Annotated in this window: 14 protein-coding genes and 2 pseudogenes; 14 read left to right on the top strand and 2 right to left on the bottom strand. The window is 43.1% G+C overall.

What is annotated here, in order from left to right:
• Positions 1–42: 42 nt before the first annotated feature.
• Complete coding sequence (locus tag ACOBWA_RS04490) at positions 43–1,374, bottom strand: MFS transporter (RefSeq protein WP_420230323.1); 1,332 nt, start codon at positions 1,372–1,374, stop codon at positions 43–45.
• A 483-nt stretch (positions 1,375–1,857) separates the two neighbouring features.
• Here ACOBWA_RS04490 and ACOBWA_RS04495 point away from each other — a divergent pair, with 483 nt between their 5' ends.
• From ACOBWA_RS04495 to ACOBWA_RS04510, 4 genes are all read left to right on the top strand, one after another.
• Positions 1,858–2,247 (top strand): hypothetical protein, encoded by a 390-nt coding sequence (locus ACOBWA_RS04495; protein WP_420230324.1) that lies wholly within the window; start codon positions 1,858–1,860, stop codon positions 2,245–2,247.
• Between the two features lie 26 nt (positions 2,248–2,273).
• Positions 2,274–3,698 carry a hypothetical protein gene (locus ACOBWA_RS04500; protein WP_420230325.1) on the top strand — a complete coding sequence of 475 codons (1,425 nt, stop codon included), beginning with the start codon at positions 2,274–2,276 and terminating at the stop codon, positions 3,696–3,698.
• A gap of 35 nt (positions 3,699–3,733) precedes the next feature.
• A complete protein-coding gene (locus ACOBWA_RS04505) occupies positions 3,734–5,416 on the top strand; it encodes a BamA/TamA family outer membrane protein (protein ID WP_420230326.1) in 1,683 nt (560 codons plus the stop codon).
• A 102-nt stretch (positions 5,417–5,518) separates the two neighbouring features.
• Entirely contained in the window at positions 5,519–10,513 is a 4,995-nt protein-coding gene (locus tag ACOBWA_RS04510) for a translocation/assembly module TamB domain-containing protein (protein ID WP_420230327.1), read from the top strand.
• A gap of 150 nt (positions 10,514–10,663) precedes the next feature.
• Here the strand turns inward: ACOBWA_RS04510 and hemP are convergent, their stop codons facing one another.
• Positions 10,664–10,822, bottom strand: coding sequence for a hemin uptake protein HemP (gene hemP, locus ACOBWA_RS04515; RefSeq protein ID WP_227672156.1), 159 nt, complete (start codon positions 10,820–10,822; stop codon positions 10,664–10,666).
• A 299-nt stretch (positions 10,823–11,121) separates the two neighbouring features.
• On the opposite strand from hemP, the gene ACOBWA_RS04520 reads away from it, so the two are divergent.
• The 10 genes and pseudogenes from ACOBWA_RS04520 (at position 11,122) to ACOBWA_RS04565 (ending at position 25,606) form a co-directional block, all read left to right on the top strand.
• Complete coding sequence (locus ACOBWA_RS04520) at positions 11,122–12,243, top strand: NUDIX domain-containing protein (protein WP_420230328.1); 1,122 nt, start codon at positions 11,122–11,124, stop codon at positions 12,241–12,243.
• Between the two features lie 449 nt (positions 12,244–12,692).
• A complete protein-coding gene (locus tag ACOBWA_RS04525) occupies positions 12,693–13,925 on the top strand; it encodes a lipocalin family protein (protein ID WP_420230329.1) in 1,233 nt (410 codons plus the stop codon).
• A 353-nt stretch (positions 13,926–14,278) separates the two neighbouring features.
• A pseudogene (locus ACOBWA_RS04530) lies at positions 14,279–15,720 on the top strand (glyceraldehyde-3-phosphate dehydrogenase).
• A gap of 290 nt (positions 15,721–16,010) precedes the next feature.
• Positions 16,011–17,216 (top strand): Obg family GTPase CgtA, encoded by a 1,206-nt coding sequence (cgtA, locus tag ACOBWA_RS04535; protein WP_057759175.1) that lies wholly within the window; start codon positions 16,011–16,013, stop codon positions 17,214–17,216.
• 78 nt (positions 17,217–17,294) lie between these two features.
• Positions 17,295–18,467 carry a glutamate 5-kinase gene (gene proB, locus ACOBWA_RS04540; protein WP_057759177.1) on the top strand — a complete coding sequence of 391 codons (1,173 nt, stop codon included), beginning with the start codon at positions 17,295–17,297 and terminating at the stop codon, positions 18,465–18,467.
• A gap of 92 nt (positions 18,468–18,559) precedes the next feature.
• Positions 18,560–19,696 (top strand): uroporphyrinogen decarboxylase, encoded by a 1,137-nt coding sequence (gene hemE, locus ACOBWA_RS04545; RefSeq protein WP_420230330.1) that lies wholly within the window; start codon positions 18,560–18,562, stop codon positions 19,694–19,696.
• Between the two features lie 137 nt (positions 19,697–19,833).
• Entirely contained in the window at positions 19,834–20,901 is a 1,068-nt protein-coding gene (gene argC, locus ACOBWA_RS04550; protein ID WP_102094429.1) for an N-acetyl-gamma-glutamyl-phosphate reductase, read from the top strand.
• A 103-nt stretch (positions 20,902–21,004) separates the two neighbouring features.
• Positions 21,005–21,871, top strand: coding sequence for a hypothetical protein (locus tag ACOBWA_RS04555; RefSeq protein WP_420230331.1), 867 nt, complete (start codon positions 21,005–21,007; stop codon positions 21,869–21,871).
• A 163-nt stretch (positions 21,872–22,034) separates the two neighbouring features.
• A complete protein-coding gene (locus ACOBWA_RS04560; protein WP_101206289.1) occupies positions 22,035–22,430 on the top strand; it encodes an ATP-dependent Clp protease adaptor ClpS in 396 nt (131 codons plus the stop codon).
• A 636-nt stretch (positions 22,431–23,066) separates the two neighbouring features.
• Positions 23,067–25,606, top strand: a pseudogene (locus ACOBWA_RS04565) (AAA family ATPase).
• The last annotated feature ends 37 nt before the right edge of the window (positions 25,607–25,643 follow it).

A 25,643-nucleotide genomic window follows, 5' to 3' on the forward strand; every position in this document is an offset into this window, starting at 1 on the left:
CTGTATTTATGGAGCCAAACTTATTTACGGCGTTAACCATATTTAAGGCGCCATACCATCGTTGGTTTGGATAACGGCATGCTTAATATGTTTATTGAGTTTGATGTATAAAAATGCGCCAAATACGATATTCAATAGCCCTGTCACCAAAAATAGCTGTGGTAGCGTAAACCCTAAAACGTTTAAGATAACAATCGCAAAAATCGCTGATGTGACCATAAATATCGCATTAAAAATATTATTCGCGCCAACAATACGTGCTCGATGACTCTTAGGTGCGTAGGCTTGCATAGAAGCGTATAGCGGTACGATATACAAACCACCGCTGAATCCTAATAAGAATAAATCCGCGAAGACACGCCAGCTACCACTTATATTAAACAAATCACCGATGCCAAGTAATGTGTCATTATTCACATTTATATCTAAACCTGAAAGTGAAAAATACAAATCAATAGCAAAGATACTTAATCCAGCAATACCAAAAGGCAATAAACGCAAGCTGACTTTATTTCTGGTCAATGTTTTGCACAGCACCGAACCGATCGACACGCCAACAGAAAACAATGTGAGTAAGAAAATAACAACTGACTCATCACCAAGCAAAATCACCTTGCTGAACTCTGGAACTTGGGTCAAAAACGTCGCCCCATAAAACCAAAACCAGCTGTTACCAATAATGATAAAGAACAAAAAAGGCAGAGAGTATAAGTAACGGACAGTGGCTAAGCTGGTTGTAATAATATTCCAGTTAATCTTCAGGTCAGGCTGCATCGCTGGCATAGTAGGGATATAGCGCGCAGCTAGATATCCTAAAACAGCGACAACCAACACTGTGGCACTAATCCAATATAATGATTGTGATAGCTGAGTCAAAATACCAGCGACAATCATACCGACTAAAATAGCCAGCGAAGTACCCATCTGAAAAAGACCGTTGGCGCCGACCAACTCATCTTCTTTCATCGCTTGTGGCAGATAAGCGTATTTAATCGGTCCAAAGAAAGTCGAATGTGTACCCATCAAAAATAACGCGACAAATAGCAGTGCATACCATTCAAAGACAAAGCCGACTGCGGCAACCGCCATGATGACCAGCTCAAGAAGTTTGATAAACTGCGTGAGCTTTGATTTTTCGTACTTATCAGCAATCTGTCCTGCCAAAGCAGAAAACAAAAAATAGGGCAGGATGAATAACATGGCGGCCAAGTTATTAAGGATGCTGACCTCTACGCCTAATTTACTGGCGGCAGTATAAGTGAGCACCAGTATGAGCGCCTGCTTAAAAATATTGTCATTGAATGCGCCCAAAAACTGGGTGAAAAACATAGCGCTAAAACGACGGCGCTTGAATAACTGAAACTGGTTGGACATGGACATTCCTACAGATAAATCGCGACTGATAGAGAAAATACCGGCGCTGAACGACAATTTTTTTATGATAATAATCGTCAATTTTATTAAAAACTATATCAAGATATAGCATAGGTTTTATCAATATTAAGCCGTATAATAGCAAGGCTTCGGTGAAAATACATGCAGTCAATGCTATGATTCGATATTTAACTAAGTTATGATTTATAAATTTTATGTGATTGCGGTTTAGGGTATAAATAGTAGTGAAAACAAAGGCTACTACTCATCAACACTATCTATAAACTAGTAGCCTTCTCTAAACTAGTAGGCCTACAAGGCGATAGACACACAGTGCTAAAGCCGACACTATAGATAACCAGTCACGAAATGAAAGTAGTAAACCATTAATTCCAGATAACTGCTATAAGTTTATTCACCGGTCAGACTTGACGATCGTTATCGTTGATAAGATTGTGCCGCGTGAGCTGATAGGACGTAAAGATGATAAAGCAGCCTTCAACTCGAGCATGCAAGGGTCTAATGATGCAGCGTGACACAGCCATAATCCAAAACGATAGTAATAATCCAAGTACATATCCAGCAGCGCCGCGTAAAAATTTCAGACGCTCTGCACTGTGCACTGCGCTTGCGACCAGTTTGTTCGGTATGACACCTGCGGCAATGGCAGATACCATTAATAATGCAAACAATACGGCTATCACCAACTCATCTGCTGCTGACCAAACTGATAGCAGTCAAACGTTTAGTAACCAGAATAACAATAGTCAAGCTGCTAATGAGCAAGCATCTATAAAGCAGTCAGCTACATTGTCAGATGACGACACTCAGCTAGATATGGCTCTAGATGCGCTACGTCTAAAAAAGCAGTAGAGCAAGGCATCATCGATCAGTCAGTATTGGACGACTATAGCGAACAGAGCTTGGGCATTAAGAAACCTAACTCGACAAAGTCAGGATCTAAAAACTCGTCCACGCAAAATGCCAATGCTCAAAACGCAACTTCTCAAAACAACAACACTCAAAATCTAGAAACTTTCACTGATAGTCCAAGTACTTCATATAATCCAAATAACGCTCAATCAATCGCTTCTAATGATGACTTGTTGCAACAAGCAACCGAGATACAGCAGCAGGGTTATCAAATGATGACCCCTGAGCAGATCGATCGTGAGCTAGCGGCAATGGATGCGCAGAATGCTCAAGATATTGATAGTATCAATATCAGTAATAACGACAGTGACTTTGATGCGCCAATCGCTACGTTAGATGACACAACATCGCCAATTGGTCTCGATGTAGAGCTAGATGCGACAAACTTGCCAGCGCCTAGCAATCTTGATACGTTGGGTAGAAATGAAACAACGCAAGAGCAGGCGAGTACAGCTGAAGGGATGTCACGTCCGATTGAGGTGAGTGGCGCTGTTAGCAATGAAGATGTCGTTAGTAATGAAGCTATTGTTAAGAATGAAAATGGTCTGACGACTGATGATAGTAGTGATGAGGTGATAACTGGTACGAATGTGCCTGCCAATGTAGAAGGTACGACGACAGATATTATCAATCCGAATGACTACCTACCAGATTATCAGAATGATACTCAGGCCGTCGATCAAAGTATCGAACAAGCCAATAGACCACGGCCACGCGCGCGCAATAGAGGTAATATCGTGACGCGTCTGTACAATCGCTTTTTTAATGACGGTGGCGTGGTAGCTTTGCCAAATGTAGAAACCGCTATTTATCTAGAGCAAGTATCTGCTGAAGACTCTCCTAATGGTAAGGCTCAGCTGATTGAGGCTGATAATGATATTCAGCCAATGAAAAACATCAAAGCAGCACTAGATGATACTTCCGTTCAGTCGGTTATAGACTTTACTGCAGCATTGCCACGTTTGCGCGAAACAGCACAGAATGCTGCTAAAGCCGTTGGTTACTACGAGGTTGAGCTGCGTCTGACCCAACCTGATCGTGACACAGTTAATGTTGTGATTGAAGAGCTGGGCGAGCCGGTACTGGTAGATAGCCGTATTATTGAGATTCGCGGTGAGGGCAGTGAGCAAGAAGAGTTTGCATCGCTTGAGGCAGACTTGCCGCCACAAGAAGGTGATATTTTTAATCACCGTGTCTATAAGAGCAGTAAAGCGGCTTTAGAATCTTTGAGTAATACCTACGGCTACTTTGACCAGTATTGGCTGAACAAATCCGTTGATATCATCTTGCCGGACAACAAGGCAGATGTCTCGTTGGTTTACAACACAGGTGATCGTTACGAGTTTGACGATGTGGTGTTTTTACCTACGACAAAGAAACCAATACGCTGACCCAAGACCCTGACAAGCTACCAGTAGAGCTTTCATTGTTACAACAGCTCTATGGCTTTACGCCGGGTGAGCCGTTTTATCGTCCCGCAGTTACGAAGTTTAGTAATGACTTATCGGCAACTCGTTACTTTAATACGGTCAACGTCGAGTCGATACTACCACCAACTGATAGTGGTGAAGCTAGTACCTTGGCGTTTGACAATGCTGCGACCGAGGGTAACGACACATTAGATGACGACATTAACAATGTAGACAATGATGGCGTCGCAGGTCTGAGTAGTAATGATGGCGCAGCTGCCTCAAATGTCACTGCTAGCAAAGAAGATACGGTCAATGATAATAGCGATATAGGTGCAGAGAGCGATAATGCTCTGAGTGCTAACAGCGGCGAGACAGTCAATGAAGCGGATATCGCTGCTATTGATTTTGAGGCTGATGAAGCAACCCTTGATAAGCTGCAAGCTATTAGACAAAAAGCAGAACGCCTAAGCCGCTTGCCAAATGATCGGGTATTAGACGAAAAAGATCAGGAAGCCGAAAATCTACTGGGCAAAATCAGTGACTCAATCAGTAACGTCGCACAGAAAATATTCCCTGATGAAAAGAGTCTAATCGCTGATGAAAACTTTGTACCGCCAACGCTAGCAGGACGTAAAACGCCGCAAGACGTTGCAGAAAGCAAAAAAGTACCTTTATATGTGTTTGTATACGCGGATAAACCACGTGATGCTCAAGTTGGTCTTGGTTATGGAACAGATACAGGCGTTCGCGCCACTGCAAAAATAGACTATAACTTGATTAACCGTCAAGGCTATCAAGCAGGTGCAGAAACAGAAGTATCGAGAATCAGTAAAAACGTGGCTGTGTATGCCAGTCGACCATGGAAGCATCCGCTCAATGATAAGCTAGATGCACGTCTTACTTATGAAGAGGAAGTGATTGACCAAGGTGAAGGTAACTTTGATCTATCAACCACAACACTAAAAGCGGCTTTGGCACGTAACATCCGTAGTGATACTGGATGGAACCGTAGCTACTCTGTGCGTTACCGCTTGGATGAGCTTGAGACGGGGGTTGATGGAGCAGCACTAGATGATCTGCCTATCCGCTTTACCTCTTCAAGTCCGAAACAGCGCGCGCTGCTATTTGGCTATGGTGTGAATAAAACAGATACTGACAATGCGACCAATCCAACGCAGGGCATGCGCCAGTACTACTCAATCGAGGCTGGCACAGATAGCGCATTCAGTGATACTGATATGGCGATTATTCGCGCAGGCGTTAGTGGTATCTATAGCTTCGGTGAAGACAAAAAGCATCAAGTATTAGGTAGTGCCAATGCAGGTTATATCTGGGCAGATGATTTTTACGATGTGCCTTATAAGTTGCGTTTCTTTGCAGGTGGCGATCAGAGTATCCGTGGTTATGACTATGAGAGCTTGTCACCATTAGACAAAGGCTATCTAACGGGCGGACAGGTGCTAGCGGTCGGTAGCGCTGAGTATAACTATGAATTTAAACCAGGTTTCCGGGGTGCATTCTTCACTGATGTCGGTAATGCCTACGACAAAGATTTTGATACTGAGACAAAAGTCGGCGTCGGTGTCGGTATCCGCTGGGCATCGCCTGTAGGAATGGTACGTGTCGATGTGGCTGCTGGCGTGACAGAGGAAAGCATTCCAGTACGACTACACTTCTTCATTGGTTCACCGTTATAATCGCTTAATGTAGTCGCTCTAAATGTTTAGTAGTTCCAAATGTTCTAATTATCACTTATCGTACCGATTGCTGGTCTTCATTTTTTAACGTAGTTGAGTGTCATGCTGACAGAAAATACCCCGCCTAATAATGCTCCAGATGAAGATCCAGCACAGCGTGATGCCCGTGCCGTTAGGCGTTGGTATCCGTTGTCATTTCTGCTTAAACTGCTGGTATTGGTGCTTATCGTACTAGCCATCATGTTTGCCATATTCTTTTATGCGGCTGGTACGGACGCTGGTACGAAGTTTATATTAGAAAAAATCAGTGTTGAAACAGGTATTGATTTCAAGTACGGACGCGGTAACTTGCGCGATGGTATTTGGGTCACTGATATCGATATTGAAGCGACTGAAGATCTTGAGATATTAGTAGATAAAGCCTATGTAAAAATAGGCTGGCGTGCAGTATTTGCAAAAGAAGTGCATTTAAGCGATGCAGATATTCAAACCATAGAGATTATCAATAAAAAACCGCCGACTGGTGAACCGTTTGATTATAAAACTTTAAAGTTGCCAGTAAACTTGCGTTTTGATCAAGCAAAAATTAAGAAAATCACTTATAAGCAAGTAACCAAAGATCCTATCGTTATTCAAGATATTACGGCGCGTGACCTGACGTGGGTAGGCAGCACGGTGACTGTTGGCCGTGGTGACCTGCAGTATGCTGATATCGTGAAAGTCAGTGCCTTACAAGGAGAGATTGACCTACAGGGCGACTATCCATTAGATTTGAGTGCGATTGCGGAAGTCAGCGCTCTTGAAAAAGCCTATATTGACCCGTTGAATATTTCTGCAACAGGAACACTCAAACGTACTGTTGGTAAGGTGCGCAGTCGTTATAACGATAGCGATGTGAAAGGCGACTTTGTAGTACAGGGACTAGATGCGGGTGCGCCGTTTGATGCAAAACTACAGTGGGATGATATTCTTATCCCTTATGCTGATAGTCAAAACATTCGCCTACAAAGCGGTACAGCCACAGCTTCTGGTGTCATCTCTGAGATACGATTGCGTATCAATACTGAATTGACAGCCAAAGACATTCCATCAGGTCATTATCAAGGCCGCGCCGTTATTGCGAATAGTCAGCTACGTATAGATCGCCTAGATGCTGACGTGCCAGCGGGACGTTTGGCGTTACAAGGTATTTTAGATTGGAAAGACAGCTTTGAAGCCACGGTGCGTGCGACGGGTAGCAATTTTGATATTCGCCAAGCTATTCCGGCTGAGTATACTGACTTTAAAGCTTATGCGCCGCAAACCCTTAACGGTAGACTGTCACTGCGTTATCAGCAGCAGAATGCCACTGGTAACACGCAGATTGATGCAGATTTGCGTCAGCGTGATGGTGAGCATATCAATGCCAATATGGTTCGTGGTAAAACTTCTGCTAAATCTAAGCAGGTCGCGCCTTGGTATATTGATGCTAACTGGAAAAACTTGACCCGCCGTAACGTACCCAATATTGGCAATATCGACAGTCCTAGTGGGCAGGCAGACGTCATCGTTCGTGGTTCAACCCTATCAGTCGATGCCAATGCCGTTATCAATGAGCTAAATGCTGCCCCCAAGGGCAACTATGATATACGTATACGTAAGGCTGGTGATGTTATAGATATCAATCGTCTTAATTATAACGGCATCGTAGGAGATTTATCCGGCACAGGACAGATTCAGTTAGCGAGCAAACAGCGTCCACTGACATGGCAAATTGATGCCAGTACTAAAGGTCTACTCCCTAAGAAATATCGTAGCGATCTACCACTTGAGCGCTTAATAGGTAGTATAAGTGCGCGTGGTCGATTGCTAAACATCACCAAAAATGGTGTCAGCGGTCAACGTCATGTGATTACTTTAAACAATACCGATATGCAAGCGCAGCTCGATGCGTCGCAAGCAGATCGTGCTATTGGTATCACAGGTGCTGGTGATGCCAGTGTCGATATCGTAGGTGGTGAGCTGTCAGTGTTTGATGCGCGTTTTGATGGTCGGATTGATACAGCAGATGTACCGCAGGGACGTTTATCTATCGATGCTGCGGGTACGCCAAAGCTGATTAGTATTCGTAAGCTGAATTATAAGGGTGAGGCGGGCGCAGTTGATGCGAAAGGGGTCATCGACTTACGTAAAAATATCGGCTGGAATATAGATGGTCGTTTTGACCAGTTCAACTTGGGTTATTTTTTACCCAATAATCCAGCGATAATCACAGGCGATCTAAAAACCAGTGGCGAGTGGCAAAATGCGCCAAAAAACAGCAAAAACACCGCAGGTACCTTGCAGCGTTTTGCCGTAAATTTCAACGGCATATTAGATGCCGAGCAATTGCCAGCAGGTAAGCTGAACATAGAAGCCAGTGGTGACAGTCAGCTGATACGTATCAATCGTTTCCGTCATGTGGGTGCGGCAGGTAGTATTGATGCCAGCGGTACCGTTGACGTGCGTCAAGGCGTTGCGTGGGATATTAACGCGGTGATGGATCGTTTTAATATTGGTTATTTCCTAAAAGATACCCCAAGCCTTATCACTGGTACGATTGATACAGATGGCCGCTGGAGTGACACGCAGCAGATTGTCAATATTAAACAAGTCAATCTAAATGGCATGCTAAAAGGGCAGCAACTGAGTGCCAAAGGCAGCCTATCAGCGAAGATGCGTTTGCCTAAAGATTTAGCAAGTTATTTTAAACAGCTTCAGACCCAAGATGCCCAAGCACAATATAAGCAAGTGAATGCTTTGATTGATAGCCTAAATGCTAATAATCTGGTGCTGCGTTGGGGTGACAACTATGTCACGGCTAACGGCAATGCCAAACAGTTACAAACCAAAATTAACATCACCAGTCTAGATCAGTTGTCTAGCCAATTAGCTGGTAAAGTCACTGGCGGTGCCACGCTGTCTCAACCAGCTGGTCAAGCACTGCCTACTATTTATATTGATTTGGTCGGTGAGCGACTCGCGCTACCTGGATTTATATTGCGTCAAGGCCGTGTACGCGGCAAGCTTGTCAACTTGGCTAATAGCCCAAGCCAGTTAATCGTGACGGCTGAAGGTCTAGATGCTGCTGGTCAAAGTTTCGATAGTGTTAAAGCGTCTTTTAATGGTACCGAAAAATCTCATGTGGTCGATCTAAATGTGGCCAATAAGCAACTCGATGTCAGTGCTAGGCTAAAAGGTGGTTTTGATCGAGACAGTCTAAGGTGGTCAGGTGTCATTGGAAAAGGCCGAATCAAATCTAAATATGCGACTTTGAATCAATTACAACCTGCACAGCTGATTGTGAATTTACCTTACAATCAGGGTGGTGAGAACCGTGATCTAAAAGTACAGCTTGCCGCTCACTGCTGGCAGGCCACGGATCAAACTGGCAAGCTTTGTCTACGTGAAAAACTAGTAGCATCGCCGGACCAAGGCGAAGTCAATGTAGCGTTGCAGAATTTAGATACGTCGTTATTCTCAGTGTTCTTGCCAGAAGATATTGACTGGAATGGCAAGATTAATGGTAAAGCAATCGTTGGATGGCAACGTGGTCGTCCGCCAACTATCAATACCACGCTATATTCAGATAACGGCAAGATTGGCCTTGTTCAAGATGGCGAGAGCACATCAATGACTTTGCCATACAAACGTGTCTCTCTCATTGCTCTGTCTGTGCCTGAGGGCATCAAGCTGCGCACCGATATCAATACTGGACGCGGGGCGCGTGGCTATGCTGAGGTGATCGTCGATCCTTATAAAGACCCTAAACCAATCTCCGGTGCATTGGTACTGAACGAGCTTGATCTTGCGATATTTAAGCCTTTCTTCCCTGGTATGCGCGTCCTAAGAGGTAACGTCACAATGGCGGGTGGTCTAGGTGGTACCTTAACCAAACCGCAGTTCTATGGTGACGTAAAACTCTCTGACGGCCGTATAGCCATGCTTGATTTGCCAGTAAATCTGTCCAAAGTAAATGCGACAGCCAAAATACGCGGCACGCAAGCGACCATTGATGGCACATTCAATAGTGGTACAGGTGAAGGCGAATTGTCAGGAACAGTCAACTGGCAACAAAAACTGCAAGCCAAGCTGAGTGTCGTCGGTGAAGGCCTAGTCATTACACAGCCGCCATTACTGGTCGCTGAGATTGATCCTGATATTGATATTATCGTGCGCCCAGGCGATCGTTATGTTGATATAAAAGGAGCGATTAGTGTGCCGTCTGCGACCATTCGTCCGCCTGAAGCCAGCGAAGATATCATCACTCAAACCGAAGATGCAGTCGTACTAGATCGTCGTTTGATTGGTAATATCGATGAAGTACTGGCTATCTCAAAACCTTGGTCAATCAATGCTGATATCGGTGTTGATTTGGGCGATGATATCAACTTCCGTGGTTTTGGCGCCGTCATTCCATTGGCAGGTGCGATTAATGTGACTCAGAATGGTACAGGTATCATGCGTGCCAGAGGTGTTGTACAGGTCTCACGCCGTACCAACATCAATGCCTTTGGCCAAAGCCTAGAGTTAAATTATGGTCAAGTGCGTTTCAATGGTGATGTGATGAAACCGAGTCTGAGTATTGAAGCGGCCAAAACGATTAACGGCAAAACAGTCGGTCTGCGTGTCAAAGGGACGACTGAAAGTCCTAATATTATCGTCTTTAACAATGCAGGACTGACCCAGCAACAAGCAATGAACGCATTGGTGACAGGCCGCATCGATAACAAGAGCGCGACACAAATCAGTGAGCAAGGGTTTAAATCGCAAGTGACCAATAATCTGGCTGCCGCTGGACTGAGCTTTGGTCTGAGTGGCACTCGTAGCCTGACTAATCAAATCGGGCAAGCGTTCGGCTTGCAAAGTCTGACAGTCGATGCCTCAGGTAGTAGCGAGGACACCAATGTCAACGTTACAGGTTACGTTACCCCTGATTTGTACATTCGCTATGGCGTGGGTGTTTTCAATGCGCAAAACAGTCTTTCTGTTCGTTATCAATTGACACGCCGTATCTATGTAGAAGCAAGCTCAGCAGCTGAAAATGCAGTAGATGTGGTCTATAGTTGGCAGTTCTAAGTCGTTTGTTCAGAGGATAACTGCTTTCTAGTCGATGTCAACTGAGAGAGCTTTTTAAATTATTTTTAAGTTGGATAACCTATAAAAAACGCCTCATAATGAAGGCGTTTTTTTATAGAAGTATTGAAAAAGGTGTCACTGAAATAGACGTTACTTGGTTAGAATCAAGCGATTGTTGCGAGTTAGGCGTAGTCGATACTCTTCGCCTTCATGCTCGATACGTACCTCTTTAGTCAGTGCAAATAGATGTTGTGATTGCAGAGTAGGTAAACGGTTTTCACGACAGTTTAAATAACGAGAGATGACCATGCTCATAGTAAATTCCTTTTGAGAAGAAGTGGCTTAAAAAATTGGCTAACCATAGCGTAATTGTTTTTAACGATAATAATTATCATTTAGATTTGATAAATTTGCAAGGCAATTGATAAAATAAAATGCAGTTATTATGTAAACTTATCTAAGTTCGCTGTCATAAACCATCTCGAATGAATTTTTTATCTATATAAATTAATAGGTTAGGTGATAAATTTAAATAAGTCATCTAGCCTATAAAAACTATTAAATTATTAAAAATAATCAGAGTAAACACTGAAATAAAGGATATAAGTATGTCGAATAGGTCAAATCAACACTCAGAGACGAAGCCGGAAAGTAAGACGAAAACTAACAAACCTAGCATCGTAAATGTTGCAGTGGCTGTCATTCATTATAAAGATCAGTATTTGCTTGGGTTTCGAGATGCTACTCAGCATCAGGGAAATCGTTACGAGTTCGTCGGCGGAAAGATAGAAGCGAATGAGTCAGCAGCGCAGGCGTTGATAAGAGAAGTGGCGGAAGAGACGGGGATCCTGCTTGATAATAATACTATCGTTAAGCTTGGGCGTTTGCATCATGATTATGGCGATAAGCAGGTCAGCTTACAGGTTTATAAGATTGAGCTGACAGCAGAGCAGTACGAGCAGCATAAACACCGTGAGCAGGGTTTAGAAGGGCAGGCATTAACTTGGGTAAGCAAATCACAGCTTTTGGCAGGAGCGTATCATCTGCCCGCTGCTAATAAGACAATACTTGAATGGTTGAAGCTCCCATCGAAGATAACGATTACTTATCCTCTAGCACATTTCGGCACACACACTGACGCAGCAGCATGGCTACAATATCACCAAGAAAATCTAGCATCAGAATCGTGGGTATATATCCGCTTGAAGGACGCAAATTCTAAACATCTTGCTGAGCAATTGATGACGGCACGTCCAGATATTTTAGCGATTTTACCTAATGACGAAGAACAACCTTTGAATGTTGAGGAATCACTAACCGCTAATGAGACAGAAACTGGCCAGCGAATAGTTGCCAAGCATTTGACGCACTCGACACTGATGCAGTGTTTCAATGATGTAGGCAGTTCTACAGCTCTCACGCAGTCGTTACCTAAAGACCATCCGCTTATCGTCAGCTGCCATGACATCGCGAGCATAACGGCAGCCAACAAACTTGCCAGCATGCGAATACAGAATGCATTACCACCAGTGATTGGTGCTTTCGTATCGCCTGTGCTCGCTACCCAAACGCATCCTGATGACACACCACTTGGCTGGGAAGCATGGTCGGAGTTAGCAGAGTTAGCTGATATGCCTGTCATTGGGTTAGGCGGGCTGGAGCCTGCTATGCTCAATCAAGCATTGCAGTATGGTGGTATCAGTATGGCAGGTATCCGTCAGTTTATATAATCCGCATGACTCAAGAAAGCTATCTACAATCTATAGTTCCATTTGCCTGAATGTGACCCGCATTAGACTTCTGTATTAAGCTTAGTAAGTTCAAATAACTGATTTTTAACTTAGTTATCCAGTAAGTAACTGTGTGGTTATGATGTGTTCAAACAACACTCAAACCTCATAGTTACTTACAAACCGTTGCGTTTTCCTACATTGCACTACTGTTTTAATAGTCCAGTTGTCCTTAATATATATTGCATATCTACGATACGTTGATCTTATTTCTATAGACGAGTGACTAACCAAAAGTAATGTTCAAAATACAATAATAAAAAAGCTTTTGTAGAGTCAAGTTTTGCACGAATAATTTATACCAAAGCAAATGGCTTTTAGAAAACGAGACCAAATAGATGCCGTACATAAAGCGTTTTTAACAATCACTATTTAAGAATGGTACTCCTATGAAAACCAATAAGTTACCTGAGTCAGCATGGACTGATTCACAGGCAGCTGGTTCTCAACTTCAGCAGCCTAAGCAATCGCTCAATGACAATGAATATGGCGATGATACGCAACAGACAAACCAAGCTAGTAACGATGCTAGCTATAATCATGACAGCTCGAATGGCGAATATTCGCACCATCTGGCAAAAGACACGTCTTCGCAAGACAGCTATTTTGGATACAAAAGCGCCGACAAAAGCCCTAGGGCAAAAGAGTCAGCTATGAGTAACAATGAAATAAGCAAAGATCTAAAAAATAGCAATGAGGACAATCATGACGTGGCTGGTGGCTATAAATCATCTGGTTATAAGTCAGCGCAAAATAAGCAACCACAAAAGCTAAATGAAGATGAGCCATTAATGTCAGGACTGTTAGAGGATCAAATAGATAATCTAAACAGTAGTTCTGAACACGCCATCGACGCTGAGCAAATGAGTGATGCATCAACAAATAATTCATCCTACAAAGAAATACCGGAGCGCATATTTATGAATGGACTGATCAAACATACAGGCATTGCCTTAGCAATTATTATACCGTTAGCAGCGTTCTCAGCCTATGCGGCCACGCCGCCAGTGAACACGGCAACTAATAACACGGCAACTAATGGCATGTCCGATGATGCGATGAGTGAGAAGGTCACGACCGATATGCTACTGGTTAAGCCGAGTGATATCATTCATAAAACTGCAAGCACGCCAACCACCGTAGATAGCGTAGATCTAAATACCTATGCAGGTACTTGGTATGAGATTGGCCGTTTGCCGATGTATTTCCAACGTAAATGTGCAGGCGATGTGACCGCCAACTATGCTCAAAAAGATGACGGCTCAGGAATCACGGTTACTAATAAGTGTGTGAGCAAGGACGGTTCAGGTATCGTGGCAGAAGGTTTGGCTAAGCCAGTCGATGAAAGCGGCAGCAAACTAAAGGTGACGTTCTTACCGAAGTGGATTCGCTGGATTCCGGTCGGCCGTGCTGATTATTGGGTGCTAGCACGTGATGCAGATTATAAAACTGCGCTAGTAGGGACACCTGATAAGAAATACTTATGGCTACTAGCACGCTCGCCAAATATCAGTCAGGAAACGTATACCAAATATCGTCAAATTGCTCAGCAGCAAGGTTATGACTTAAAAGAGTTTACCTTGACGTCGCAGAGCAACCAAACGGTGAATCTAGCACCATAAGCGTTATAACTAAATTTACTGCTTTAATTAAACCATATAGCGATTATTATTTAATTACGTCTCGAATAAGGCAGCATATATAGCTGCCTTTATTTTTATTATTAGCTGTATATGAGAATTATATATAGGAGCTATATACGAGAGTAAAACCTATTATGGACGCTAGCTAATCGGTTACTACTGGCAAAATGAGGCGTTTTAGGCTAAAATCTAGGCGATTCAAATACTCTAGCGTCAATAACCCATATTGATAGTGGTTGATTATCATATTAGAGTCGCCATTTAGAGCATACACGACCTATCTATTTTACACTTCTTCATATTTTATTGATCATACATTACTGACCATAAGGATGTTTCTCGTGAGCAACGCTGATACCTTACGCCAATTACATCAAGACCACTTGAACAACTACAACAATCAAGAGCAACAAGCGATTGAGCTTATGGGGCTACTAAACAAGCTCTATAACAAGCAAGACGTACAAGTGACTTTGTTTGGCGAAACGCTAGACTCTACCTCAGTTGGTCAAATACTTGCTTTACATCAAAAAGTAGCACTACGCGACCATGGCGCCAAAGCTATCGATATCGCTGATACTCTAGCAATGGTAAAAGTTATCTCAGAAAATACTGATATCCAAGCCACTCGTATCGATGTTGGTCAACTGATTGCTAATGACACTGACTTACAAACCGCTCTACAGTCTATCAATAACGCTGGTGCTGTAAATGGCGCAACGGACGTTGTACTGTATGGTTTTGGCCGTATTGGTCGTATCTTGACTCGTCTGCTATTGTCACAAGCGTCAAGCGCAAAAGGTCTACAACTAAAAGCGATCGTTGTACGTCCAGCAGCTGCTGGTGACTTGGCTAAGCGTATCTCATTGCTTGAGCGTGATTCAATCCATGGTAGATTCTTAGGCGGCATCAGCATTGATGATGATAATAACGGTATGATCGTTAACGGTCGTTTTGTACAAGTTATCTATGCGAAAGATCCAAGCGAAATCGACTATACTGCTTATGGTATCGACAACGCTCTTGTTATCGATAACACGGGTATTTGGAAAGACGAAGCGGGCCTTGGTAAGCATCTGCAGTCTACTGGCGTGAAAAAGTGCTACTAACAGCACCTGCTGGCGGCGATATTAAAAATGTCGTTTATGGTGTAAACAATGATACCGTTGGTGACGATACGATCGTTAGTGCTGCTAGCTGTACGACCAATGCGATTACGCCAACGCTGAATGTATTGAATGATGAGTACGGTATTGTAAATGGTCATGTAGAGACTATTCACTCATTTACTAATGATCAGAACTTGGTTGATAATTATCATAAAGCAGACCGCCGTGGTCGTAGTGCTGTGATGAACATGGTTATCACTAGTACTGGTGCTGCAAAAGCTGTTGGTAAAGCATTGCCAGAACTAAATGGTAAGCTAACGGGTAACGCTATTCGCGTACCGACGCCAAATGTTAGCTTAGCCATCTTGAACGTGAATCTGAAAACTGCTCCAGCAAGCGCTGATGCGTTAAATGAGTTCTTGCGTAAAATGGCTAACAGCAGCACTTGGCAGTCGCAGATTGCTTATACAGATTCTACAGAAGCGGTATCAACGGATTTCGTTGGTACGACTCATGTTGGTATTATCGATGCTCAAGCGACTATTTTGACTGACAACCAAGCCATCGTATATGTTTGGTATGACAACGAAGTAGGTTATAGTACTCAGGTATTGCGTTTGGCGACGCAAATGGCCGGAATCAGCTACGCTCAGATTCCAGCATAGATTACTAAATACAGTAGAGCAATAACGTCATACCAAGTATAGTAGCGCTATCGTGTCACAAGAATGGCGCTGTAGCAGATGCTACTTTGAATAGCTTGGTAGGACTTTAACTGTCATACTTAAACACCCGATAGTCCGATTGATTATCGGGTGTTATTGTCATAATGGGCACTAAGTAAAAGTAGACTTTATACAGTGTTTATTTTGACGCAACAACATAGCAAAACCCCAAAATACAACCGTTGGTTGTAACCAGTTTATAGACTGGATTGTGAATTAAGGAACGTAAGATGCGATTTATTGATGAAGCCGTCGTAACGGTAAAAGCAGGTGACGGTGGTAACGGAATCGCCAGTTTTCGCCGAGAGAAGTATGTCCCACGTGGTGGACCTGATGGTGGTGATGGCGGCAAGGGCGGAGATGTATATGTCATTGCAGAAGATAACACCAACACTCTAGTTGACTATCGTTATACGCGTCGTCATGATGCCATGCGTGCTGAGAACGGCCATAGTAGAAACTGTTCAGGTAAAGGGTCTGATGATCTTTATTTACCAGTACCAGTTGGTACCACGGTAGTTGATACCGAAACAGACGAAGTATTGGGCGATTTGATTGAGATTGGCCAGACACTACTGATTGCCAAAGGTGGTGATGGTGGTCTAGGTAATACCCATTTCAAAAGCTCGACCAACCAAGCACCGCGTAAAGCGACGTCAGGTTTTGAAGGTGAGCTAAAAGTTCTTAAGTTTGAGCTAAAAGTGGTGGCTGATGTTGGTTTGATTGGTTTGCCTAATGCTGGTAAATCGACTTTTATCCGTCAAGTCTCTGCTGCTAGACCGAAAGTGGCTGATTATCCTTTCACCACGCTAGTACCAAACTTGGGTGTGGTCGATATTGGTCGTCATCGCTCATTTGTAATGGCCGATATTCCTGGCCTTATCGAAGGTGCATCAGAAGGCGCAGGACTTGGTATTCGCTTCTTAAAACATGTTGCGCGTACGCGTCGTCTGCTACACTTAGTTGATGTCAAGCCTGTTGATGGCAGCGACCCAGTCGAGAATGCCCGTGTTATCTTAAACGAGCTTGAGCGTTTTTCTCCTGAATTGGCTAATTTACCGCAGATTTTGGTATTAAACAAAATCGATCAGGTCAATGATGAAGATTTGAATGCGCTTTGTACTCATATTGTCGCAGAGCTTGGTTGGACTGGTATGGTCTTCCGTACGGCAACGCTAACTGGTGAAGGCGTTGATGCGGTCAAATATCATCTAATGAATGATATCGAACTTGAGCGTGAGCGTGAAATAGAAGATCCTATCTTCGCTGAAGCACAAAAAGAACGTTTTGAGCGTTTAGAAGCTGAAGTACGTCTTAACACTGAAGCACAGCGTGAAGCATATCGTGCAGCTCGTAAAGCGGCGCGTGAAGGCTTGGATGCGTCTGATTTTGACGACGATGATGATGATGGCGTTGAGGTAATGTACGTTCCTTAAGCTAGTATGCTTGAGCAGTTATACTTGAATTGTGAATTTAATCCCTACAATCAATTGATATGAAAAAAAGGAGTTTATATGGCAGATGACATAGCAAACACGATGGAAGAAGCAAGATTTGTTAAGCAAACTCGCAACTTTGATATTCAGCGCGTTATTGTCAAAATTGGTTCATCACTATTAACCAATAACGGTCGAGGGCTGGATCGTACTGCCATATATGAGTGGGCAAAGCAAATTGCTAAGCTGCACAAAAAAGGCGTTGAGGTACTGCTGGTATCGTCAGGTGCTGTTGCTGAAGGTGTGGTACGTATGAATCTTGAGGAACGTCCCAAGAAACTAGCAGCACTACAAGCCTGTGCTTCTATTGGTCAAATGGGGTTGATTGAAACATGGTGGTCAGCTTTGATTCAGCATGGCATTCAAAGCTCGCAGCTCCTGCTAACTCATGATGATTTATCTAATCGTAGTCGTTATCTCAATACGACTGGGGCGCTGACACAGTTATTAGAATGGCGCGTACTACCTGTTATCAACGAAAACGATACCATCACGATTGATGAGATTAAATTTGGCGATAACGATACTTTGGGTGCGATGGCAGCCGCGATGGTTAATGCTGATTTGTACATTATCTTAACCGATCAAGAAGGTGTCTTCACTGATAACCCACGTGATAATCCTGATGCCAAGATGATTCGTCAAGAACGTGCAATGGCGGATTATTTATTTGATATTGCAGGAGACGGCGGTAAGCTTGGACGCGGTGGTATGTTGACCAAAATCCGTGCTGGACGCCTTGCGGCAATGGGCGGATGTCCTACCGTTATCGTCAGCGGTGCTATCGATGACGTTATTACCCGTGTGGTATCAGGCGAAGCTGTAGGTACGTTGCTGACGACCAATGACGAAGATAAAATCATCGCACGTAAACAGTGGCTAGCAGCGCATCTACGTATGTCAGGTAGCTTGGTCGTTGATGCAGGTGCTGCAAGAGCATTGACTGAGCACAATAGAAGTTTATTGCCAGTGGGTGTTGTAGAAGTGCAGGGCGGTTTTGATGAAGGTGATGTGGTAGAAATTATCCATCAAGATACAGGCGAACGTATAGCCGTTGGGCAGGTAAATTTCTCATCGAATGATGCGCGCCGCGTCGCTCGTGAGCGTACCGAACAGTTCGATAAGATCTTTGGCAGTAGCGAAGAACGTGTCGTCATGGTACACCGCGACAATCTTGCATTAACTGTATAGCGCTTTCATATAACTTTTTTTATTCAACTTATTTTATCCAGCAAAATATCCATTTATAAATATGGATATTGTGCTGTTTTGGAGATTTGTACATGAGTGCTTCAGACGGTAGTAACTCGGTTCAGCAACAGTTTGCACCTTTAAAAAATGATAGATTGCTACGTGCATTACGTTTTGAACCCATTGATACCACACCGGTATGGATGATGCGTCAAGCTGGTCGTTATTTACCAGAGTATAAGGCCACTCGTGCTGAAGCGGGTGACTTTATGAGCCTGTGCAAAGATACAGACCGAGCTACTGAAGTGACTCTACAGCCATTGCGCCGCTATGACTTAGATGCTGCTATTTTGTTTAGTGATATTTTAACTATCCCTGATGCGATGGGATTGGGCTTGTATTTCGAAACAGGTGAAGGTCCTAAATTTAAGCATCCTATTCGTACGCAAGCAGATCTTGATAGATTGCCAGTGCTTGAGCCAAACGATTCTCTAGACTATGTCATGCGTGCTGTAACCAGCATTCGTAAAGCATTGAATGGTCAAGTTCCATTATTTGGTTTTTCTGGTAGTCCGTGGACATTGGCTACTTATATGATAGAAGGCGGTAGCTCGAAGGATTATCGTTATACCAAGGGCTTTTTGTATAGTAACCCTGACTTTTTACATCAGTTATTAGACAAGCTTGCAACGTCAGTTATTGACTATTTAGATGCCCAAATCGTCGCTGGTGCTCAAATTGTACAAATATTTGATAGTTGGGGCGGGGCGTTAGGCCATCGTCAATTTATCGAATTTTCACACATTTATAATAAACGTATTGTCGCCGAACTAAAGGAACGTCATCCACAAGTACCTGTAGTGCTATTCACTAAAGGCGGTGGGTTATGGCTTGATATTCAGGCTGACAGCGAAGCAGATGTGTTAGGTCTAGACTGGACGATGCCGATTGATCGTGCACGTCAAGTATTGACTGAAAGTCAGCGTCAATTGACCAAAAAGCATAAAAAACTGCAAAGCAGCAAAGCTATCCAAGGTAATCTAGATCCAGCGACGTTATATGGTTCGCCTGCAACTATCCGTTCGGAAGTGAATGCGATGCTTGACCGTGCTTACGCTGATGGTGAAAAGACTGGTTACATAGCAAACTTAGGTCATGGTATCACCCAGTGGGTCAACCCTGACAATGCCAAAGTGTTTGTGGATGCAGTACACGACTATAAAATTTAAGAATCAGAATATTTAGAGAGTGATTCTGTCTTTGTTCTGTATTTGTAGAATTGCATGATTTGTAAAATTACACGTATTACAGGCAAATATAGAATCTATCAGTGCGTATTTAGTATTTACCAAGAAAAGGGTGTTTTATGATTTCAGCAGCGATCGTCGGTGGCACAGGCTATACGGGTATTGAGCTCATTCGCTTATTATCTGCTCATCCTGAGGTTTCTATTGATTTATTAACTTCTCGTAGCGAAGCTGGCACTCGTGCTGATGAAATCTTCCCAAGCTTACGCGGTGTGTCTGACATCGTTTTTAGCGACTTGGGTGATAATACGCTTGCTGCATTGCAAAAATGTGATGTTGTGTTTTTTGCGACGCCACATGGCGTAGCAATGAAGCAAGCTGAAGCGCTTACTCAAGCTGGCGTCAAGGTTATCGATTTGGCTGCTGATTTTCGTTTGCAGTCACTGACTGACTTTGAGCATTGGTACAAGCAGTCACATGCTTGCCCTGAATTGTTGAAAACAGCAGTCTACGGCTTACCAGAAATCAATCGTGACAAGCTTGCGAATGCGTTACTAGTAGGCAACCCAGGCTGTTATCCAACCACTGCGATTTTGGGTCTAAAACCAATTATCGAAGCTCAGAATAAGCAAGCAGAGCGTTTGATCGAGTCTCGTATTGTAATTGACGCAAAATCTGGTGTATCTGGCGCAGGTCGTCAAGCATCACTTGCACTCAATTATGCTGAGACAACAGATAGTTTTAAGGCTTATAGCGTCGAAGGTCATCGTCATTTACCAGAGATTGAGCAGGGTGTCGCACAGTTATTAGACAGTCAATTTACGCACCGTATTCGCTTTTTGCCGCATTTAGTACCGATGATTCGTGGCATGCTCAGCTCTATTCATATGGAACTGACCGATGCTGGTGCGGCTATCGATTGGCAGCAAGCGTTTGACAATAGCTATGCGTCAGAGTTGTTTGTTGATGTCATGCCAAAGGGGCTTTATCCCGATACGCGCAGTGTTCGCGCTAGTAACCGTTTACGCATTGCGGTACATCAGGACAATGAGCGCGCTGAGCTAACAGTTATCGTTGTTCAAGATAACTTAGTCAAAGGTGCTGCTGGGCAGGCTGTTCAAAACATGAACGTGATGTTTGGTTTTGACGAGTCAATGGGGCTAAACTTTGCACCGATTGTTCCTTAATATCAACGACTTCATATTCCAATCATTCACATTTGCGGTGCTAGGTATTGATTATAAATTCGGCTATAATGACTTGCCCTTACCCTTAAGAGATACTGTCTAAATGCGTTCTCAGCTCGTACTACGCTTTTGCTCACAGCCAGCACGTCTATCGTGCAAAGACTTGGTTATAGATAGCTTGGAGCGCAAACAGCATTCCTTTAGAAATAATAATGTCCCTATAAGTGGTATTGCTAGCTCACAACGCGGCGCTTCTACATTGGTATTGGCACTGTTTGTAGTGGCTGTATTAGTGACAGCGGTGGTTGGGCTGGTATTCGGTCATAAGCTTGGTTACCAACGTGGCCTTCATTCGATGGAAACAGAAGCCAAGCAAGCAATCATCGATAGCACTGAAGCGACACAAGCATTAGAAGACTTGCGCCTTAGCAATAAGATAGCCACTAACCAAGCGGCAACTGCCAAACAAGAACTGGCCATCAGTTTGGCTAATTTAAAAGAACTGCGTGAAAGCCAGCAAGAATTAACAGTAGAAAATAAGCAAGTATCGCAGCTCAATGAGCTATATTCAGATGTCATCCGTAAGAAAGGTGGCATGCCTTTACAGGTATTAGGTGCCAAAATTTCGCCATTACCTGAAAATGCTTTTGAGTATGGTTTTGATATTGGGATGCTCAGTAGCGATGGTCAAGCCAAACGATTGAGGCCTGTATTGACGCTACTTAACAATGATGATCTTGTAGAAGTACCTCTTGACCCTGCATACCATATGATCGAAGGTATCGTTCGGATACGTGGTCGCTTTGTAATGCCATCAGGCTTTAGACCATTGCAAGCCAAACTGACTTTGCAAGCTGGTGGTCAGAAAGTAGAGCAATTGTATGACTGGAAGCTCGGTGATAGTGTGGATAACATGCTACCATCGCTCCTAGATTTACCAGAAGTTGATGAAAGTCCTATCGTACCTTAATTACCTCATGTCTTAATAAAATACTCAGTGACGATGCTGTGGTTGAAATCAAAGCACAATGACCTTAATTAGTGGTTGTGCTTTATACCATGCCTTATCGCCTGCCTTAACATTCTCTATCTTAAACTTACCTTATAATTATATTTTGATTATGATGAAAAAAATGATATCACAAGCCACGCCAACGGTTGCTGATTGGCACTTTCCCAATATGCCTGCTCATCGTGCACAAGACGGTGATACCGATGGCGAAACGTCACCGCAAGCAGATGTATTGGTCGCAGAGCCTGAAGTAGCCAAACCGCCCATGTATGCGGTCGTTATGTACAATGACAACTACACGCCGATGGAGTTTGTTGTATACATATTGCAGTCAGAATTTCGTCATAGTATGGATTCTGCAGTTGAGATTATGCTGACCATTCATAATAGCAGCAAAGGCATTGCTGGCATTTATCCCAAAGATATCGCCGAGACTAAGGCCAAAAAAGTAAATAGTCTGGCACATCGTGAAGGTTATCCGCTATTGACCCAAATCGAACCGCATCAAGGCGAGTAGAGCAATTTATTAATTTCTTATACTGATATATGGCTCTATTAAAGCTTTACCTATTGTTCTCTACTTCTAAGCAATCCATATCAAAGCTCACCTTTATAGTGAGCTTTTTCGACTTTTCAGTCATTCCCTTTATATACAAGTATAATCTTTTAAAATAGTTTTATTATCCATATAGTATTGATTTTTATAGCTAATAACCCTATCTATTAAACAGCCTGTCCAATAGTTTTAGACTAAGTATCTCCGTTGAACTTGATAAAACTCCGTCATTTCTAGCTTTTCAACTATCAATCTCTCTTTCTATCTAATCAGTTTTTCAACATTTAATATTCGTTATTAAGGTTGTCGCTACTAGCTTGTAGCACGCTTTGATACATTTTAGTCTGTGTTAATAGATTGACTCCGTCGAAGTATCGTGTTGATATAAAGAAAAGCGGCCATGGATAGTTGTGATTACTGTTGGCTGATAGCGAGATTATAGTATTTAATCAATAGTCTACCGCTCACCTCATTTATTCATGACGTCTAATAATACGAATATAGCCCTTGAACAATTCATCTATCGCCCTGATTTACTTACTAACTCATTCATAAAACTATCAATTATAAAGATAGATATAACCGTAGGAAGTTGTTATGTTAAGTCGTCATCTTGAAGTTTCTCTACGTTTAGCAATGACGCTTGCGCGCCAAAAATCGCATGAGTATCTCACTGTTGAACACTTGCTTTTGGCCTTATTAGAAAACACTCATGCTGCCAATACGTTGACTGCTTGTAATGCTAATGTCTCGGCGTTGCGTACTGAGCTTGAGGTTTATATTAATAAACACACGCCAACTATCGATGCTGATACAGAACAGTCACCGCAGCCGACTCAAAGCTTTGATCGTATTTTGCAACGTGCTATTTTTCACGTGCAGTCGATTGGTGGTGGTCGATTGGTAGAAGGTTCTGATATTTTGGTCTCTATGTTTTCAGAACATGATACCTATGCTGTCTACCTGCTTAAAAAACAGGGCATCAGTCGCCTTGAGTTAACCCAGTATTTATCACATGGTCAAGATAAAGAAGAGCCATCTGAATCACGTGGTTCTGCAGGCACTGAGCGTCGTAGTGCTTCTGAAAAGACCAACAAAGATCCCTTGGTTGAATTTGCAACCAATCTAAATCAGCGAGCTGCTGAAGGTAAAACAGATCCTTTGATTGGTCGTGCTTCTGAAATTGAACGTGCTGCCCAAGTACTGTGTCGTCGTCGTAAAAATAACCCATTGCTAGTAGGTGAGCCTGGTGTAGGTAAAACCTCTATCGCTGAAGGTTTAGCATGGTTAATTATTAATGACAAAGCACCGAAGCCCCTTAACGGTTGCGTGATTTATAGCCTTGATATTGGCTCACTGATTGCGGGAACTAAGTATCGCGGTGACTTTGAAAAACGCATGAAGTCATTGCTTGATGCGCTAAAGAAAAACCAAATGCTATTCTTTTTATCGATGAAATTCATATGATTATTGGTGCTGGTTCATCTATGAGCAGCAATATGGACGTATCGAACCTTATCAAGCCAGCGCTTGCTAACGGTGAGCTGCGTTGTATCGGTTCAACAACCTTTACTGAGTATCGCCAAGTATTTGAAAAAGACCATGCATTGTCACGTCGTTTCCAAAAAATCGATGTTAAAGAACCGAGTGTGGATGATACCATCGATATCCTGCGCGGTCTGAAACCTCGTTATGAAGAATTTCACAATGTTGAGTATACGGATGAAGCGTTGGTCACAGCGGTACAGTTATCAGCCAAACATATTCATGAGCGTTTCTTGCCTGACAAGGCTATTGATGTGATTGACGAAGCAGGTGCGTATAAGCGCTTAGGCGTGGTGCCTGATGTCGATGATATCGAAGCGGAAGAAAGTTTCATTGCTGATTTAGAGCAAGATTTTGATGCGCAGATTGATGCTGATATCGAAGGTATCGATGGTGATACAGATAATGAAATGCAGGATGAGGCAGCGACTGCGAAAGCGAGCGATAGTGCTAAATCAGCAGATGGTGTGAAATTATCAAAAGGTCAAAAGCCACCGATGAAAATCGATGTGGCTGATATCGAAGCTATCATTGCTAAACTGGCACGTATTCCACCTAAATCTGTATCGAGTGATGACAAGAGTATCCTTGAGCACCTAGATCGAGATCTAAAGCACTTGGTATTTGGTCAAGATGAGGCGATTGCTACGTTGGCTGATGCTATCAAGCTATCACGTGCAGGATTAAAAGCACCAGATAAGCCAATTGGTTCGTTTATGTTTGCAGGTCCGACTGGTGTGGGTAAAACAGAAGTATCGCGTCAGTTAGCGAACCTGTTAGGTGTAGAATTAGTACGCTTTGATATGTCAGAGTATATGGAAGCGCACACGGCATCACGTTTGATTGGCGCACCTCCAGGTTATGTTGGCTATGATCAAGGCGGCTTACTCACCGAAAAAATCAATCAGCATCCACATTGTGTATTGTTGCTTGATGAGATTGAAAAAGCGCATCCAGATGTGTTCAACTTGTTACTACAAGTGATGGATCATGGTACGTTGACTGATAACAATGGTCGTGTGGCCATCTTTAAGCAAGTCATCGTTATTATGACAACGAACGTTGGTGCTGATAGTATCAGTCGCTCGTCAATGGGCTTCACGCAACAAGACCATAGTCGTGATAATACAGAGTCGCTGAAACGTGTCTTTACGCCAGAGTTCCGCAATCGCTTAGACGCCATTATTCAGTTCAATCCTCTAGATACGTCAGTTGTTGTATCGGTTGTCGATAAGTTCTTGGTTGAATTACAAGTACAGCTTGATGATAAGCAAGTGACATTAGAGATTGATGACGATGTACGTGACTACTTGGCGGATAAAGGCTATGACCGTTTAATGGGTGCACGTCCGATGCAACGTCTGATTCAAGATGAAATCAAAAAACCGTTGGCAAGTATGATTTTGTTTGGTGATTTGGTCAATGGCGGTGTCGTACACCTGACCTTAGAGCCTAAAGTCGATGATTCCCAAGAGAATGATACAATGAAGCCTGATAAGGTGTCAGACAAAGGCTCAGCTGATAGTCGTATTATTCTGACAGTTGTTGAAACTCATGAACCACAACCTGACTCTGAGTCTTTAGCCAGTTAAGTTGTTTAATGTTGATGTCACAAAAACGGCTACCGTA

The organism is Psychrobacter sp. ER1, assembly GCF_048631835.1.
In the GTDB taxonomy this organism is placed as follows: Bacteria; Pseudomonadota; Gammaproteobacteria; order Pseudomonadales; family Moraxellaceae; genus Psychrobacter.

Excerpts from the sequence above, each read along its gene's own strand:
- ACOBWA_RS04490 (WP_420230323.1), bottom strand. The coding sequence starts at position 1,374 with ATGTCCAACCAGTTTCAGTTATTCAAGCGCCGTCGTTTTAGCGCTATG.
- ACOBWA_RS04495 (WP_420230324.1), top strand. The coding sequence starts at position 1,858 with ATGATAAAGCAGCCTTCAACTCGAGCATGCAAGGGTCTAATGATGCAG.
- ACOBWA_RS04510 (WP_420230327.1), top strand. The coding sequence starts at position 5,519 with ATGCTGACAGAAAATACCCCGCCTAATAATGCTCCAGATGAAGATCCA.
- hemP (WP_227672156.1), bottom strand. The coding sequence starts at position 10,822 with ATGGTCATCTCTCGTTATTTAAACTGTCGTGAAAACCGTTTACCTACT.
- ACOBWA_RS04520 (WP_420230328.1), top strand. The coding sequence starts at position 11,122 with ATGTCGAATAGGTCAAATCAACACTCAGAGACGAAGCCGGAAAGTAAG.
- ACOBWA_RS04525 (WP_420230329.1), top strand. The coding sequence starts at position 12,693 with ATGAAAACCAATAAGTTACCTGAGTCAGCATGGACTGATTCACAGGCA.
- cgtA (WP_057759175.1), top strand. The coding sequence starts at position 16,011 with ATGCGATTTATTGATGAAGCCGTCGTAACGGTAAAAGCAGGTGACGGT.
- proB (WP_057759177.1), top strand. The coding sequence starts at position 17,295 with ATGGCAGATGACATAGCAAACACGATGGAAGAAGCAAGATTTGTTAAG.
- hemE (WP_420230330.1), top strand. The coding sequence starts at position 18,560 with ATGAGTGCTTCAGACGGTAGTAACTCGGTTCAGCAACAGTTTGCACCT.
- argC (WP_102094429.1), top strand. The coding sequence starts at position 19,834 with ATGATTTCAGCAGCGATCGTCGGTGGCACAGGCTATACGGGTATTGAG.
- ACOBWA_RS04555 (WP_420230331.1), top strand. The coding sequence starts at position 21,005 with ATGCGTTCTCAGCTCGTACTACGCTTTTGCTCACAGCCAGCACGTCTA.
- ACOBWA_RS04560 (WP_101206289.1), top strand. The coding sequence starts at position 22,035 with ATGATATCACAAGCCACGCCAACGGTTGCTGATTGGCACTTTCCCAAT.